Source organism: Agromyces binzhouensis (assembly GCF_042672355.1).
GTDB lineage: Bacteria > Actinomycetota > Actinomycetes > Actinomycetales > Microbacteriaceae > Agromyces > Agromyces binzhouensis.
Map to the genome: position 1 here is coordinate 570,499 of NZ_JBHXVJ010000001.1, position 14,541 is coordinate 585,039.

15 protein-coding genes are annotated in these 14,541 nt (G+C 74.4%); 8 read left to right on the forward strand and 7 right to left on the reverse strand.

Annotated features, from left to right (window positions below):
• Positions 1-21 precede the first annotated feature (21 nt).
• The 7 genes from hemQ to ACFVHK_RS02805 all read left to right on the forward strand — a co-directional run bounded on the left by hemQ (position 22) and on the right by ACFVHK_RS02805 (position 6,784).
• Positions 22-756 (forward strand): hydrogen peroxide-dependent heme synthase, encoded by a 735-nt coding sequence (hemQ, locus tag ACFVHK_RS02775; protein WP_376927477.1) that lies wholly within the window; start codon positions 22-24, stop codon positions 754-756.
• Entirely contained in the window at positions 756-2,042 is a 1,287-nt protein-coding gene (locus ACFVHK_RS02780) for a ferrochelatase (RefSeq protein WP_376927478.1), read from the forward strand. Before hemQ ends, ACFVHK_RS02780 begins: the two co-directional genes overlap by 1 nt.
• Positions 2,039-3,010 (forward strand): hydroxymethylbilane synthase, encoded by a 972-nt coding sequence (gene hemC / locus ACFVHK_RS02785; RefSeq protein WP_376927479.1) that lies wholly within the window; start codon positions 2,039-2,041, stop codon positions 3,008-3,010. Before ACFVHK_RS02780 ends, hemC begins: the two co-directional genes overlap by 4 nt.
• Before the next feature lie 14 nt (positions 3,011-3,024).
• A complete protein-coding gene (locus tag ACFVHK_RS02790) occupies positions 3,025-3,822 on the forward strand; it encodes a uroporphyrinogen-III synthase (RefSeq protein WP_129234596.1) in 798 nt (265 codons plus the stop codon).
• A 94-nt stretch (positions 3,823-3,916) separates the two neighbouring features.
• Complete coding sequence (hemB, locus tag ACFVHK_RS02795) at positions 3,917-4,912, forward strand: porphobilinogen synthase (RefSeq protein ID WP_376927480.1); 996 nt, start codon at positions 3,917-3,919, stop codon at positions 4,910-4,912.
• A complete protein-coding gene (gene hemL, locus ACFVHK_RS02800) occupies positions 4,909-6,258 on the forward strand; it encodes a glutamate-1-semialdehyde 2,1-aminomutase (RefSeq protein ID WP_376927481.1) in 1,350 nt (449 codons plus the stop codon). Before hemB ends, hemL begins: the two co-directional genes overlap by 4 nt.
• 97 nt (positions 6,259-6,355) lie before the next feature.
• Positions 6,356-6,784, forward strand: coding sequence for a hypothetical protein (locus tag ACFVHK_RS02805; protein ID WP_376927482.1), 429 nt, complete (start codon positions 6,356-6,358; stop codon positions 6,782-6,784).
• Positions 6,785-6,809: 25 nt separating this feature from the next.
• On the opposite strand, the gene ACFVHK_RS02810 is transcribed toward ACFVHK_RS02805, so the two are convergent.
• Genes ACFVHK_RS02810 through ACFVHK_RS02830 form a run of 5 tightly spaced genes read right to left on the reverse strand, consistent with a single transcriptional unit; the run spans position 6,810 to position 11,077 of the window.
• Positions 6,810-7,199, reverse strand: coding sequence for a DUF1304 domain-containing protein (locus ACFVHK_RS02810; RefSeq protein WP_376927483.1), 390 nt, complete (start codon positions 7,197-7,199; stop codon positions 6,810-6,812).
• A 28-nt stretch (positions 7,200-7,227) separates the two neighbouring features.
• Positions 7,228-8,058: an ABC transporter permease gene (locus tag ACFVHK_RS02815; protein ID WP_376927484.1), complete on the reverse strand. Its 831-nt coding sequence runs from the start codon at positions 8,056-8,058 to the stop codon at positions 7,228-7,230.
• Positions 8,058-8,960 (reverse strand): ATP-binding cassette domain-containing protein, encoded by a 903-nt coding sequence (locus ACFVHK_RS02820; RefSeq protein WP_376927485.1) that lies wholly within the window; start codon positions 8,958-8,960, stop codon positions 8,058-8,060. Before ACFVHK_RS02820 ends, ACFVHK_RS02815 begins: the two co-directional genes overlap by 1 nt.
• A 42-nt stretch (positions 8,961-9,002) precedes the next feature.
• Complete coding sequence (locus tag ACFVHK_RS02825) at positions 9,003-9,776, reverse strand: isocitrate lyase/PEP mutase family protein (RefSeq protein WP_376927486.1); 774 nt, start codon at positions 9,774-9,776, stop codon at positions 9,003-9,005.
• 56 nt (positions 9,777-9,832) lie between these two features.
• A complete protein-coding gene (locus ACFVHK_RS02830) occupies positions 9,833-11,077 on the reverse strand; it encodes a cysteine desulfurase-like protein (RefSeq protein ID WP_376927487.1) in 1,245 nt (414 codons plus the stop codon).
• A gap of 100 nt (positions 11,078-11,177) precedes the next feature.
• On the opposite strand from ACFVHK_RS02830, the gene ACFVHK_RS02835 reads away from it, so the two are divergent.
• Entirely contained in the window at positions 11,178-12,263 is a 1,086-nt protein-coding gene (locus ACFVHK_RS02835) for a serine hydrolase domain-containing protein (protein ID WP_376927488.1), read from the forward strand.
• A gap of 51 nt (positions 12,264-12,314) precedes the next feature.
• Here the strand turns inward: ACFVHK_RS02835 and ACFVHK_RS02840 are convergent, their stop codons facing one another.
• Together ACFVHK_RS02840 and ACFVHK_RS02845 are read right to left on the reverse strand one after the other, a co-directional pair.
• On the reverse strand, positions 12,315-13,310 hold the full coding sequence (locus ACFVHK_RS02840; RefSeq protein ID WP_376927489.1) for an SIS domain-containing protein: 996 nt from the start codon (positions 13,308-13,310) through the stop codon (positions 12,315-12,317).
• A complete protein-coding gene (locus ACFVHK_RS02845) occupies positions 13,274-14,452 on the reverse strand; it encodes a hypothetical protein (protein WP_376927490.1) in 1,179 nt (392 codons plus the stop codon). Before ACFVHK_RS02845 ends, ACFVHK_RS02840 begins: the two co-directional genes overlap by 37 nt.
• Positions 14,453-14,541 lie beyond the last annotated feature (89 nt).

Consider the following 14,541-nt stretch of genomic DNA (forward strand, 5'->3'; position numbering starts at 1 on the left):
TTGCGGGGGGAGGATAGTGCCATGTCTTCCCCCGCTGCCGAAGGGGCAGCCGCGAGCGCACTCGATTCCGACCCGACCCCCTCGCCCGAGGGCTACACGCTGTTCGCCGTGTTCCGCAAGGATCCGGCGCGCCCAGACGACCTCGACGGGCACGACGTGCCCCGGTTCGTCGGCGAACTCGACGGCGTGATCCGCCTCGTCGAGGACGAGGGCGTCGTGGTCCGCGGCATCTACGACGTGTCGGGGCTCCGCGCCGACGCCGACGTGATGCTGTGGATCCACGGCCCGACCGCCGAGGGCCTGCAGTGGGCGCTCCGCGAGCTCCGCCGTGCGCGGCTGCTCCGCGCCCTCCTGCCCACGTGGAACGCGATGGGCGTGCACCGCGACGCCGAGTTCAACAAGGCGCACGTGCCCGGGTTCCTGCGCGGCGTCGAGCCGAAGTCGTGGCTCACGGTCTACCCGTTCGTGCGCAGCTACGAGTGGTACCTGCTCCCGCCCGAGGAGCGGGGGCGCATGCTGGCCGAGCACGGCCGCAAGGGAGCCGCCTTCCGCGACGTCGTCGCGAACACGGTGTCGGCGTTCTCGCTCGGCGACTACGAGTGGCTGCTGCCGATGGAGGCCGACGAGCTCACCGACCTGGTCGACATGATGCGAGACCTGCGCGCGACCGACGCCCGACGTCACGTGCGCGACGAGCTGCCCTTCTACACGGGCCGCCGCATCACCACCGCAGAGCTCGTGGAGGTGCTGCAGTAATGGCCGCGACGAACCTCGGCGGCGCGGGCGCCGGCTCGGCCGAGCGCGCACGGGCGGCCGCAGCGGGCCACCCGCTTCGCGGCGTGAAGCCCGCGGCCGCGACATCCGCCCCGCTCGCCCCCGGCGCGGTCGTGCCCGGTGCGACCGAGCCGGCGCAGGCCGGCCCCGCGCACGTGGAGACGCCGGTCGCCTACGACGCGATCCTGCTCGCCGGCTTCGGCGGGCCCGAAGGCCAGGACGACGTGATCCCGTTCCTCCGGAACGTGACGCGCGGCCGCGGCATCCCCGACGAGCGTCTCGAGGAGGTCGCGCACCACTACCGCCACTTCGGCGGCGTGAGCCCCATCAACGAGCACAACCGCGAGCTGAAGGCCGCGCTCGAGGCCGAGCTGGCCGGGCGGGGCATCGACCTGCCGGTCATCTGGGGCAACCGCAACTGGGACCCGTACATGAACGACGCGCTGCGCGAGGCGGGCGAGCGGGGCTTCACGAAGCTCATCGCGGTCGCCACGAGCGCCTACTCGTCGTACTCGAGCTGCCGCCAGTACCGCGAGGACTTCGCGGACGCGCTGGAGGACACCGGCCTGGGTGGTGTCATCCGGATCGACAAGGTCCGGCAGTTCTTCGACCACCCGGGCTTCGTCGCCCCGTTCGTCGAGGGCGTGCGCGAGGCGATCGCGAAGCTCGAGGCCGATCACGAGGGCTTCGACCCCACGACCGATGTCGAGGTGCTGTTCGCGACCCACTCGATCCCGACGACGGACGCCGACCGGTCGGGTCCCGCGGAGCGAGGGTTCGGCGAGGGCGGCGCCTATGCGGCCCAGCACCGGGCGGTCGCGGAGGTCGTGATGCGCGAGGCGGGCGCCGGCGACGTGCCGTGGCAGCTCGTCTACCAGTCGCGCTCCGGCCCCCCGACGCAGCCATGGCTCGAGCCCGACGTCAACGACGCGATCGCCGAGCTGCCCGCCGCAGGCCGGAAGGCCGTCGTGATCGTGCCGCTCGGCTTCGTGAGCGACCACATGGAGGTCATGTGGGACCTCGACGAAGAGGCCATGGAGACGGCCGAGGAGCACGGCCTCGCCGCGGTCCGCGTGCCCACGCCCGGCGTGCACCCGGCCTACGTCGCCGGCCTCGTCGACCTCGTGCTCGAGCGCGTGAACGGAACGCCCACCGCGGAGCGGCCGCACGCCACCGAGCTCGGCCCCTGGTACGACGTCTGCCGGCCGGGCTGCTGCGAGAACGTGCGCCTCGGCTTCAAGCCGGCCCTCGCGGGGATCGCGCCGTGACCGCCGCGGCCGCGCAGCGCGACGTGATCCGCGTCGGGACGCGGGGCAGCGCGCTCGCGCTCGCCCAGACGAACCAGATCGCCGAGCGCCTCGGCAAGGCCGCGAACGCCGACATCGAGATCGTCACCGTCACCACGAAGGGCGATACGTCACGGGCGTCGCTGCAGTCGATCGGCGGCACGGGCGTGTTCGCGGCCGCGCTGCGCGAGGCCCTCGTCGCGGGTGAGTGCGACGTGGTCGTGCACTCGCTGAAGGACCTGCCCACCGCCGACCACCCGCGCCTGCGCCTCGGCGCCGTGCCCAAGCGCGCCGACGCGCGCGATGCGCTGTGCGCCCGCGACGGACTCACGCTCGCCGAGCTGCCCGAGGGGGCCCGCATCGGCACGGGCTCGCCGCGCCGCATCGCGCAGCTGGCCGCCGCACGGCCCGACGTGGTCGCCGTCGACGTGCGCGGCAACATCGACACGCGCCTCGGATTCGTCGAACAGGGCGAGCTCGACGCGGTCATGCTCGCGGCGGCCGGCCTCGGCCGACTGGGGCGGGCGGAGGCCGCGACCGACCGCTTCTCGCTGAGCGACTGGCCGACCGCGCCGGGGCAGGGGGCCCTGGCACTCGAGGTCCGCGACGAGCGCGCCTCGCGGCACCTGCAGCGCGCGCTCGACGCCGTCGACCACGGCACGACGCGGGCCACGGTGCTCGCGGAGCGCCTCGTGCTCGCCGGTCTCGAGGCCGGCTGCGCGGCCCCCGTCGGGGCCACCGCGTTCGTGGAGGACGAACTTCTGTTCCTCACGGCGACGGTGTACAGTGCCGACGGGGCGAGGCAGTTGACCAGCTCGCACGCCGCGACCCCCGACAGCCGCTCGGCCGCCGACCTGGCGGACGCGGCACGCGACGTCGCATCCCGCGTCGTCGCGGACCTCCTCGGCAACGGCGCCGCCGATCTCGCACCTGCCCAGGAGTCGCCGTGACCGAATTCGAACCGATGACCGGCGCGATCAACCTGCCCGGAGCCGACGGCTCCAAGCCGTTGGCGGGGTGGCGCGTGCTCGTGCCCCGAGGGGGGCCGTGGGGCGACTCGGTCGCGGCATCGCTCCGCGCCCGCGGTGCGTCGCCGGTCATCGCGCCGATGATCAACTTCGCGCCGACCGACGACCAGTCCGCGCTCGAGGCGGCCCTCGCGAAGCTCGCCTCCGGCGGGTTCGACTGGGTCACGGTCACGAGCGCGACCACCGTCGACGTGCTCTCCTCGTACGGCGCGGTCATCCCGGAGTCGACGAAGGTCGCCGCGGTGGGCGAGACCACCGCGGCCGCCCTCGTCGCCGCCGGATACCGCGCCGACATCGTGCCCAGCGAGGAGAACTCCGCGCGGGGACTCCTCGAGGAGTGGGAGGCCGCCACCGAGGGTGTCGTGCCGCTCCGCGTGCTCGCGCTGCGCTCGGCGATCGCCAAGCAGGTGCTCTCCATCGGCCTCGAGCGCATCGGCCACCACGTCGAGGCCGTCGTCGCGTACCGGACCGTCGGCGTGCCCGTCGCGCAGAAGGTCGTCGACGACGTGCGCGCCGGCAAGGTCGACGCGATCCTCGTCACGTCGGGCAGCGTCGCCGAGCAGGTCCAGGCGCAGCTCGGCCCGATCCCGGAGAAGACCCTCGTCGCCGCGATCGGCCCGCAGACGCAGAAGGACGCCTCGGCGTTCGGCCTCCGCGTCGACGTCATCGCGGCCGAGCGCTCGGCCGAGTCGCTCATCGACGCCGTCGTGAACTCGGCGCTCGCGCGCGCCTGACCTGCGCGCGGCATCCGCTCAACTCCATCGCGGCACGCGTCGCCGACGCACCGCGCCCACCGACCGCCCAGCCGCGCGCGCGTAGGCTTGGCGGGTGACTTCCGCACCAGCCCCCCGCGTGCGGCCCCGGCGCCTGCGTGAGACGCCGGCCCTGCGCCGCCTCGTGTCCGAGACCCGCCTCGACCCCGCCGAGCTGGTCCTGCCGATCTTCGTCCGCGAGGGCGTGGCCGAGCCCATGCCGATCGCCTCGATGCCGGGCGTCGTGCAGCACTCGCTCGACTCGGTGAAGCAGGCGGTGGCGGATGCCGCGGCCGCGGGCGTCGGCGGCGTGATGCTGTTCGGCGTGCCCGAGACCCGCGACGCCACGGGCTCGTGCGGCACCGACCCGAACGGCATCCTGAACGTCGCGACCCGGGTCGTCGCCGACGAGGTGGGCGACGCGCTCGTCGTGCAGACCGACCTGTGCCTCGACGAGTTCACCGACCACGGGCACTGCGGCGTGCTCGACGCGCTCGGCCGGGTCGACAACGACGCGACGCTCGAGCGCTACCGCGAGATGGCGCTCGTGCAGGCGGCTTCCGGATCGCAGCTGCTCGGCCTCTCGGGCATGATGGACGGCCAGGTCGCCGCCGTGCGCGACGCGCTCGACGGCGCCGGGTTCGTGCACACCGCGATCCTCGCCTACTCGGCCAAGTACGCCTCGGCCTACTACGGCCCGTTCCGCGACGCGGTCGAGTCGACGCTCGAGGGCGACCGCCGCACGTACCAGCTCGATCCCGGCAACCGCCGCGAGGGCCTGCGCGAGGCGATGATCGACATCGACGAGGGCGCCGACGTCGTGATGGTCAAGCCCGCGGGCTCCTACCTCGACGTGCTCGCCGACGTGGCCGCCGCGAGCGAGGTGCCCGTCTGGGCGTACCAGGTCTCGGGCGAGTACTCGATGATCGAGGCCGCCGCCATGCACGGGTGGATCGACCGCCGTCGCGCCGTGATCGAGTCCGTCCGCGGCATCCGCCGGGCGGGCGCCGACGTCGTGCTGACCTACTGGGCGACCGAGCTCGCCGGATGGCTCCGGGAGGGGACCGAATGACCGCGACCGATGCGACCGCCGCCACGGCGACGAACGCCGACCTCTTCGCCCGCGCGCAGGCCGCGATCCCGGGCGGCGTGAACTCGCCCGTGCGTGCCTTCCGCTCGGTGGGCGGCACCCCGCGCTTCCTCGTCTCGGCCCGCGGGCCGTACGTGACCGACGCCGAGGGCCGCGAGTACGTCGACCTCGTCGCCGGTTGGGGTCCCGCCATCCTCGGCCACGCGCACCCCGAGGTGATCGCCGCGGTGCAGGACGCCGCGGCCCGCGGCCTCTCGTTCGGCGCCTCGACGCCCGTCGAGACCGAGCTCGCCGAGCTCATCGAGCAGCGCGTCACGCCGGTCGAGAAGCTGCGCCTCGTGTCGACCGGCACCGAGGCGACGATGAGCGCCATCCGCCTCGCTCGCGGCTTCACCGGCCGCGACCTGCTCGTGAAGTTCGCCGGTCACTACCACGGCCACTCCGACGGCCTGCTCGCCGAGGCGGGCTCGGGGCTCGCGACGTTCGCGCTGCCGGGCTCCGCGGGCGTGCCGGCCGAGATCGCGGCGCTCACGCTCGTGGTGCCCTACAACGACCTCGACGCGCTCCGCGCGGTCTTCGCCGAGCACGGCGATCGCATCGCCGCGGTCATCACCGAGGCCGCCGCCGCGAACATGGGCGTCGTCCCGCCGCTGCCCGGCTTCAACCGGGCGCTCGTCGACCTCGCGCACGCGCACGGCGCGCTCGTCATCAGCGACGAGGTGCTCACGGGCTTCCGGGTCTCGAAGGCCGGCTGGTGGGGCATCGAGGCCGAGACGGATGCCGCGTACACGCCCGACCTCGTCACGTTCGGCAAGGTCGTCGGCGGCGGCATGCCGGTCGCCGCGCTCGGCGGCCGCGCCGAGATCATGGAGCGGCTCGCCCCGCTCGGCCCCGTGTACCAGGCGGGCACCCTCTCGGGGAACCCGGTCGCGGTCGCCGCCGGCGTCACGACGCTCCGGCTTGCCGACGACGCCGTCTACGCGAGGCTCGACGAGGTGAGCGCGCTCCTGCAGCGCGAGGTCTCCGCCGCGCTCTCGGCCGAGGGCGTCGCGCACGGCGTGCAGGTCGCGGGCAACCTCTTCAGCTTCCTCTTCGGCGAGGCCGTCGCGGGTGGCGCCAGCGACTACGCCGGCGTGCTCGCGCAGGAGTCGTGGCGCTACGCGCCCTTCTTCCACGCGATGCTCGACGCCGGGGTGTCCCTGCCGCCGAGCGTGTTCGAGGCGTGGTTCGTGACCGCCGCGCACGACGATGCGGCGATCTCTCGGATCCTCGACGCCCTCCCGGCAGCGGCCCGCGCCGCGGCATCCGCCCGCCCGCCCGCGGCCTGAACCCGCCCGGAGTGAGAGGTTCCGGCAACGGAACCGATCGCACCGTTGTGGAGCGTCGACCACGCTCCTGACGGCGGGCTCGGGCAGGATGGAAGGCATGGCCAACCTGCGCGTCCACAACGACCGGCTCGAGGTCCACCTCACGCCGGCCGAGAAGTCGCTCGCGCTGCGGAGCGCCGACGTGATCGTCCAGCGCGACGACATCCGCTCCGCGATCATCACCGACGACCCCTGGATCTGGGTGCGCGGCATCCGCCGCCGGGGCACCGAGATGCCGCTCGTCATCGCCGTCGGAGTCTGGAAGACGCACAGCGGCAGCGACTTCGTGCTCGTGAAGGGCAAGCGGCAGGCCGTCGTGCTCGAACTGTCCGACGGCGAGTTCGGGCGCCTCGTGCTGAGCACGAGCCGCGCGGCCGAGCTCATCGACCGGTTGAAGGTGGGTGCGCCGTCCGACGACGGCGCCGAGGCGGTCGTCGCGGAGCCCGACCCCGACGACTTCGCGCAGGAGGAGACGAGCGGCGACTGAGCCGCGAGCGCCGCCCGCCGCCGAGTCAGGCCAGGAGCAGCAGCACGAACCCGATGAGGGGGAGCGTGCCCTGGATCAGCGCGGGCCGCAGGTACCCCGGTCCGGTCGTGGTCAGCACCACGGCCGCCGCCGCCATGCAGGCCGTGCTGAACAGGGCGAGCGCGAGCCCGGCGCTCGGCAGGTCGGTCCAGTAGAGCCAGACGCCGGCCATCGCGCCGATCGCGAGGAACAGGTTGTAGAAGCCCTGGTTGTAGGCCATCGGGCGGAGCGTCTCGGCCTGGGCGCGATCGCGGACGCCGAACACGCGCCAGGTCGACGGCTGCATCCAGCGGACGCTCTCGAGCACGAAGATGACCACGTGGAGCAGCGCGGAGAGCACCACCACGATGCTGCCGACGATCGCGAGGACGCTCATGGACGGATGCTACGCCCGCGGCGGCCCGTCACGATACGTCGCGCCGCCACGTCGTCGCCCCGCCGACGACCGTCGTGACGACCGCGATGCCGAGGAGCACCAGGCCGCCCTGCCACCACTCGAGCGAGTCGGACGCGCCGAGGGACGCCACGCTGTAGAACGAGGCGCCGACGAGTGCGTCGCTCGCCGCTCCCGGCAGGAACCGTCCGATCGACGCGGTGACGTCGTTCAGCGTCGACACGAGCCGCAGCACCGGTTCGAAGAACTGCGTGAACGCGATCACGATGACGATCGCAGCGACCTGGTTCGGCACGAGCGCGCCGAGCCCCACGCCGATCGCACCCCAGAGGGCCATGGCGAGGATCCCGCGCCCGACCAGCGCCCACGTGTCGCTCGAGTCGAGGCCGGTGTCGAGGTCGAATGCGGCCAGCGCGGCGGCGCCCGCGGCGACCGAGGTGGCGAAGCCCATGACGCCGAGCGCCGCGCCGACCACCAGCTGCGAGACGAACTTGCCGGCGAGCACCGTCGTGCGGCGCGGTTCCGCGAGGAACGTCGTCGTGAGCGTGCGGTGGCGGAACTCCGTGGTCACCGCGAGGGCGCCGAGGAGCACCGGGAAGACGTACCCGATGGACGAGGCGAAGCTGTAGAGCAGCGGCGCCAGTTCCACTCCGGGTGGGATCGCGGTGCTCCCGCCCGCCGAGGCCGCGGCATCCGGGTTCTCCGCCGCCCAGCCGAGGAACGCGCCGAACCCGCCGGACATCAGCGCGACGTACCCGACGAGCACGATCGCGAGCAGCCACCACATGCGGGTCGTCAGGACCTTCTGGAACTCCGTGCCGACGGATCGCAGGATCGACATCACTCCGCCCCCACGCCCTCGTCGACGAGCGCGAGGAACGATTCCTCGAGTCCCGACTTCAGTCGATGGAGCGAACTCAGTTCCACGCCGCCGACGAACGCGGCGTGCCCGACGACGCCGGGGTCGGGCTCGGAGACGATGAACCCGCTGCGACCCTCCGCGTAGTCGAGGCCGGCCTGGTCGAGCGCGGCCGCGAGTCGCGTGCGGTCGGGCGAGTCGACGACGGTCCGCGGCGAGGCGTCGAGCTCCAGGCTCGACAGCGTGCCGGTGCGAACGAGCCGCCCGCGGGAGATGATGACGACCTCGTCGACGGACTGCTGCACCTCGCTGAGCAGGTGCGAGCTCACGAGCACCGTGCGGCCGTCGCGGGCGAGGGATCTCAGGAATCCCCGGATCCACCTGATGCCCTCGGGGTCGAGCCCGTTGATCGGTTCGTCGAGCACGAGCACGCGCGGGTCGCCGAGCAGGGTCGTCGCGAGCGCCAGGCGCTGCCGCATGCCGAGCGAGAAGCCGCCGACGCGGCGACCGGCGAACTCCGACATCCCGACCTGCTCGAGCACCTCGTCGACGCGCGACGAGCGGATGCCGGCGGCGGTCGCCGTCACGCGGAGGTGGTCGCGGGCGGTGCGCCCCGGGTGGAACGCCGCGTCGAGCGCCGCCCCGACGGTCTCGAGCGGCCGTTCCAGGTCGCGGTACACCGTGCCGCCGAAGGTCGCCGTCCCCGTCGTCGGGCGCTCGAGCCCGAGCAGCGTCCGGAGGGTGGTCGTCTTGCCGGCGCCGTTCGGTCCGAGGAACCCGGTCACGCGACCGGGTTCGACGGTGAAGGTCAGGTCGTCGACCGCCGTGACGGCGCCGAAGCGCTTGGTGAGTCCGGTGATCTCGATGGTGGTGCCATCGCCCATGCGCGATCCTCTCGGTGTGCGATCCCGGCCGATCCGGCCGGTCTAGTTCAGTGGGCGGATGCCGCGGGGAGGCACGCCGCCGGCGTAGAGCATCGCCGCGAGGTCCTGCAGGGCGCCGAGCGCGACGCGCTGCGTCGTCGGCCCGTACGAGATGCGCGCGACGCCGAGTTCCGCGAGGCGCTCGGGCCGTGGGACGTCGGGGAGCCCGATCACGCTGACACGCCGCCATCCGATGCCGTCGACGAGCTCGGCCACGACGTCGTCGCCGAAGTTCCCGGGAACGAACACGCACGTCGCGCCGGCGTCCAGGTAGGCGCGTCCACGCTCGATCGCGTCGGCCGTCCGGTCCTCGCTCCGGCGGTCGCCGCCGCGGAGCCAGGCGTCGGTGCGCGCGTTGAGCGCGAACGGGACGCCTTCGGCGTCGGCCGCGGCGACGGCCGCGCGCACCGCGGCCACCGCGTCGGCGAGCGGCTCCAGCCGGTCCTCGAGGTTCGCGCCGACGATCCCCTCGCCGATCGCGCGCCGGATCGTCTCGCCGGGGTTCCCGTACCCCGCCTCGAGGTCGGCGCTGACGGGCAGGTCGACGGCGCGCGCGATGCGCCCGACCATGTCGAGCATGAGGTCGGCGGGGATGTGCTCGCCGTCGGGGTACCCGAACAGGGCGGCGATCGAGTGGCTCGCGGTCGCGAGCGCTCGGGTCTCGGGGAGGGCGGCGACGGTGGTCGCGCTCACCACGTCCCACACGTTGACGACCTGCAGCAGCTCGTCGTCGAGGTGCAGTCGACGCAGCTCGGCGCCGTACTCGGCGGGGGTCATGCCTCCAGACTAGGGCCCGCGTGCGCCCCGGCGGAGGGAACACCCCGTTTCGCGCGTCAGCGGACGACGCGTCGCAGCGCGGCGACCAGGCGGTCGACGTCCTCGTCGTCGGTGTACGGGGCGAGCCCGACGCGGAGTCCGCCGGCGTCGCCGAGGCCCAGGTGCCGCGAGGCCTCCAGGGCGTAGAAGTTCCCGCTCGGCGCGAGCACGCGGTCGGCGGCGAGCGCGTCCGAGACGACGGATGCCTCCCGGCCCGCGAAGGTGGCGAGCAGCGTCGGCGTCCGGCGCGAGGCGCGCGCGTGCACGGTCGTGCCGGGCAGGTCGGCGAGCGCCGACTCGAGGCGCGCCAGGAGGCGGGACTCGTGCTCGTGCAGCGCGGCGTAGGCCCGCTCGAGGCGGGTGCGGCGCGAGCCGGAGGCATCCGCCCCGATCTCGGCGACCGGCGTCTCCGGCGAGGCGGCGGGCCCTGCGAGGTCGGCGAGCACGTCGACTGCGGCGGTCACCCCCGCGAGGAGCTCGTAGGGCAGCGTGCCGAACTCGAATCGCTCGGGCACTGCGTCGGTCGCCGGCAGCAGCTTGTCGGGCGCGATCGCCTCGAGGAGCGCGGGGTCCGCGACGAGCAGTCCGCAGTGCGGGCCCAGGAACTTGTAGGGGGAGCAGGTGAGGAAGTCGGCGCCGAGCGCCCGGACGTCGGGCAGGTGGTGGGCGGCGTGGTGGACGCCGTCGACGAAGAGCAGGGCGTCGACGGCGTGCACCGCGGCGGCGATCGACGGGAGGTCGGGCATCGTGCCGATGAGGTTCGACGCGGCCGTCACGGCGACGAGCCGGGTGCGCTCGTTCAGCGCGGACGCGACCGCCTCGACGGGCAGCTCGCCCGTCGCCGGGTCGAAGGCGACCCACCGCACCGTGGCGCCGGCGCGCTCGGCGGCCTGCACCCACGGCCGCACGTTCGAGTCGTGGTCGAGGCGGGTGACCACGACCTCGTCGCCGGGACCCCAGCCTCGGGAGAGGTGGCGCGAGAAGTCGTAGACGAGCTGCGTGGCGCTGCGGCCGTGCACGACGCCGCGCGGGTCGGCGCCGGTGAGGTCGGCGACCGCGTCGCGGAACTCCGCGACCGCGTCATCCGCCCGCTGCGCCGACTCGCCGAGCCGCCCGCGGTTCGAGAGCGGGCCCGTCAGGGTCGACGCGATCGCGGCGCCCACCTGGCGCGGCGTCTGGGTGCCGCCGGGTCCGTCGAAGAGCGCCCAGCCGTGCTCGAGCGCGGGGAACCAGGAGCGGATGCGGGCGACGTCGTAGGCCATGGGCGCGAGCCTAACCGCCGCGTGCGCGCGTGAGGATCCCGCCGATGGGCTGCGCGCACTCCGCGGCCGGTGTGCAGGGAGGACGGGTAGCATGCGCCGCATGGTCGCGCATCGCGTCGCGCACCGGCGACCGCACCGGCGCATCGCCTCGGCCGTCCTCGCGGCGGTCGCGGCGGCGACGCTGGGCGGATGCGTCTCCGGCCCGCCGTACGACCAGCTCCTCACGGGCGACGAGGAAGTGCTCGCCGTCGCGCGCGAGCACTACACCGACGCGCGCGACCGCGTCGCGATCGCCCTGCTCGACGGCGACGAGGTGCGGACCGCCTTCGTCTCGGCGGACCCCGGGACGCGGTTCGGCTTCGGTGGCGCGACGAGCGCGCTCACCGGCCTGCTGCTGGCCGACGCGATCGACCGGGGCGAGGTCGCGATCGACGACCCGGTCTCGGCGCACCTCGACCTCGGCGACGCGCCTGCCGCCGGACTGACGCTCGGCGCCCTCGCGACGCACCGTTCGAACCTCCCGCAGGACCCGCTCGGGCCGGAGGCGTTCCAGGCCGGGGCCGTCGACGGCGAGGCGGTGCCGGACCGGGGCGGCCTCGACGCGATGCTCGCCCGGGTGGCCGCGCTCGACCTCGTGCCCGAGCTCGAGTACAACCCGAGCGACTTCGACGCCGCGCTCGTCGGGCAGGCGATCGCCGCGGCGTCGGGCACTCGCTTCTCGGACCTCCTCGCCGAACGCGTCCTCGAGCCCGCCGGGATGACGGGCGCGGTCGTGGTGGAGTCCGGCGACCTCCTCCCCGACGACCTCGCGCAGGGTCACGAGTGGCGCGGCGAGCGCGTGGCGCCGCGAGGCAGCGGGGCGTATGCGCCCGCGACCGGGGTCGCGGCGACGATCGACGACGGCGTGGCCCTCGCCCGATCGGTCCTCGACGGACCGTTCGCCGGGAGCGCCGCGCTCGAGCCGGTCGCCGACACCCGGTGGCCGCAGATCCGCGTCGGCTACTTCTGGGAGCGGATCGACGCCGGCGACGACGGCGTCGACTACATCATCGGGTCCGCCGAGGGCTTCACCGCCGCCGTCCTGGTCGATCCGAGCGCCGGGCGCGCGGTCGTGCTGCTCTCGAACACCGAGGAGGCGTGGCCGTGGGTGCGCCTGCGCCCCCTCCTGAGCCTGCTCGTCGAGTGAGCCGAGTCCCGGGGCCGCGCACGCGCGGTGCGTACGGCCGGCCCCGACCCGTCAGCCGACCGGTCGCGCGTGCGATGACCGCGCCGTCAGGCGTCGATCCGCGACGAGCTCGCCGAGGAGGGTGTCGGCGAGGGCGGCCACCGTCGGATCGTCGTCGCCCGGATACCGCACGGCGAGTTCGGCGCCGTCGAGGTGGCCGCCGACCGCGGCGAACCGCGAGCCGCGCTGGTGCATCCAGTCGAGCGCCTGCGCGTCCCACGCGGATCCCGCGTAGACGAGCGCACGGTAGTCCTGCGTCTTGGTGAGGTAGACGTCGACGTGCGACCAGTCGCCGGTCTCCGATGCGAAGGCGGCGAGGCGCGGGACCTCGCGCAGCATGAGCGCCGACTGCTGCGCACTCGACAGGCGCTCGGCGGGGGCCAGCGTCCAGGTGCCGTCGGGCCCGGTGAGCAGGTCGGCGAGCGGGTCGAGCCAGTCGACGGACGACTCGAGCAGGGCCGCGTTCGCCTCGGCGCCGCGTCGCAGGGCCGCCGCGTCGAACCGCGCGGCCGGCGCGGTGCCGAGGAGTTCGCCGAGCACCTCGTCGAGCACGGCGAACGTGGCCCGGAAGGTGCGGCACGCGACGCCCGAGGCCTCGACGCCGGCGTGCAGCGGCACGACCGCGTCGGCGGCGCGGGCGAGGGTCGAATCGGGCCGGTTGGTGATCGCGACGAGCCGGCCCGTGCCGCGGTAGCGCTCGATCGCCCGGAGCACCTCGACGCTGCCGCCGGTGGCCGAGACCGCGACGACCACCAGGTCGGGGGCCGCGGGCGGCAGCAGGTCGACGCTCGCGAGCTCGACGAGCACGTTCGCGCCGACCGCGCGGAATCGGCGCGCGACGACGTCGGCGGCGTACCGGCTCGAGCCCATGCCGACGACGAGCGCGCGCGAGGCCCCGAGCAGCGCGAGGCGGTCGAGGCCCGCGAGGCCGGCGTCGAGGGCGTCGGCGAGCCGGCCGAGCGACTCGGGGATCAGGTCGAGGTCGGCTCGAAAGGCGGCGGTGTCCACGGGTCCTCCGGAAGCTCATCGGTCGAGGGGGTGCGGTGCGTGATCGCCGCGTCGGGCGCATACGCCCAGCGCGGCAGGAACCGGTCGGCGTACGTGAGCTCGGCGGCGAGCTGCTCGGCCTCGAGGCCGGGCAGGAGGGCCGGGTCGAACAGCACCGTCCGCTCGAGCGTCGCACGGTACGACTCGAGCAGCGCGTCGCGCGCGCGGTCGGCCCATGCGAACGCCGCGGGCTCGGCGCGACCCAGGCGCTTCTGCGCGACGGCCGCGACGAGGTCGAGCGACACGAGCAGGTGCGCGATGTCGCGCGCCGCGGCATCCGCCCGCCCTCGCTCGGATGCGTCGAGCTGGGGGTCGCCGTCGAAGTCGATCACGGTGTAGCGCGGCGGCGTGCCGGGGGAGCGCAGCACCTGCCCGACGTGCAGGTCGCCGTGCAGGTCGAACGCGAGGCCGGGCGGGGCGGCGCCGAGCGAGCGGATGTCGCGGCGCAACGCGCCGGCGCGGTTCGCGAGTCGCGCGGCGGTCGGGCCGCCCGAACGGCCGGTCGCCTCGAGCGCGGCGTCGAGTGCGGCGAGCGCCCGCCGCTCGCGTAGGGCGGGAGCGTCATCGGGTGCCGGGACGGCGTGCGCGCCGAGCGCGTCGTGCAGTCGCGCGACCGTCGCGCCGAGCACCGCGGGGAACCCGGGCTCGGGGCCGGTGCCGGCGAGCAGCGCCTCCACGTCGTCGACCGCCCAGTCCCAGCCGTCCTGCGCGCCCGGGAGGTACTCGGTGACGATCGCGAGCGCCGAGGTGCCGAGCGACGGATGCCGCCAGTCCACCCGGCCCGCATACCCGGCGACGTCCGTCGATCCCGCCCCGGCGAGGCGTTCGAGCAGGTGCGCCGCCCGGTCGGCCGCGGCCCAGCGGCCCACGACCTTGACGACGAGGCGCTCGTCGACGATCACCGACGTGTTGGTCTGGTCGACCGCGATCGCCCGCTCCGCGGCATCCGTCGGCACGCTCGGATCGACGAGGCGAGCGAGCGCGCGCGCGATGCCGTCGCCGGCCGCTGGGCGGGCGTCGTCGAAGGCCACGGTGTCGTCGGGCGCGACGGACAGCGCGCGGCCGGCGATCTCGGGCCGCTCGCCGCTGAGCAACGAGTTCATTGAATCCGGATTGTAACAACTGTGCAAAACACGCTCTAGAGCGTCCGGAAAACCATTGCGGTTTCTTGATGCCCGGTGCAACAATTCCT

Excerpts from the sequence above, each read along its gene's own strand:
- hemQ (WP_376927477.1), top strand. The coding sequence starts at position 22 with ATGTCTTCCCCCGCTGCCGAAGGGGCAGCCGCGAGCGCACTCGATTCC.
- ACFVHK_RS02780 (WP_376927478.1), top strand. The coding sequence starts at position 756 with ATGGCCGCGACGAACCTCGGCGGCGCGGGCGCCGGCTCGGCCGAGCGC.
- ACFVHK_RS02790 (WP_129234596.1), top strand. The coding sequence starts at position 3,025 with ATGACCGGCGCGATCAACCTGCCCGGAGCCGACGGCTCCAAGCCGTTG.
- hemL (WP_376927481.1), top strand. The coding sequence starts at position 4,909 with ATGACCGCGACCGATGCGACCGCCGCCACGGCGACGAACGCCGACCTC.
- ACFVHK_RS02805 (WP_376927482.1), top strand. The coding sequence starts at position 6,356 with ATGGCCAACCTGCGCGTCCACAACGACCGGCTCGAGGTCCACCTCACG.
- ACFVHK_RS02810 (WP_376927483.1), bottom strand. The coding sequence starts at position 7,199 with ATGAGCGTCCTCGCGATCGTCGGCAGCATCGTGGTGGTGCTCTCCGCG.
- ACFVHK_RS02815 (WP_376927484.1), bottom strand. The coding sequence starts at position 8,058 with ATGTCGATCCTGCGATCCGTCGGCACGGAGTTCCAGAAGGTCCTGACG.
- ACFVHK_RS02820 (WP_376927485.1), bottom strand. The coding sequence starts at position 8,960 with ATGGGCGATGGCACCACCATCGAGATCACCGGACTCACCAAGCGCTTC.
- ACFVHK_RS02825 (WP_376927486.1), bottom strand. The coding sequence starts at position 9,776 with ATGACCCCCGCCGAGTACGGCGCCGAGCTGCGTCGACTGCACCTCGAC.
- ACFVHK_RS02830 (WP_376927487.1), bottom strand. The coding sequence starts at position 11,077 with ATGGCCTACGACGTCGCCCGCATCCGCTCCTGGTTCCCCGCGCTCGAG.
- ACFVHK_RS02835 (WP_376927488.1), top strand. The coding sequence starts at position 11,178 with ATGGTCGCGCATCGCGTCGCGCACCGGCGACCGCACCGGCGCATCGCC.
- ACFVHK_RS02845 (WP_376927490.1), bottom strand. The coding sequence starts at position 14,452 with ATGAACTCGTTGCTCAGCGGCGAGCGGCCCGAGATCGCCGGCCGCGCG.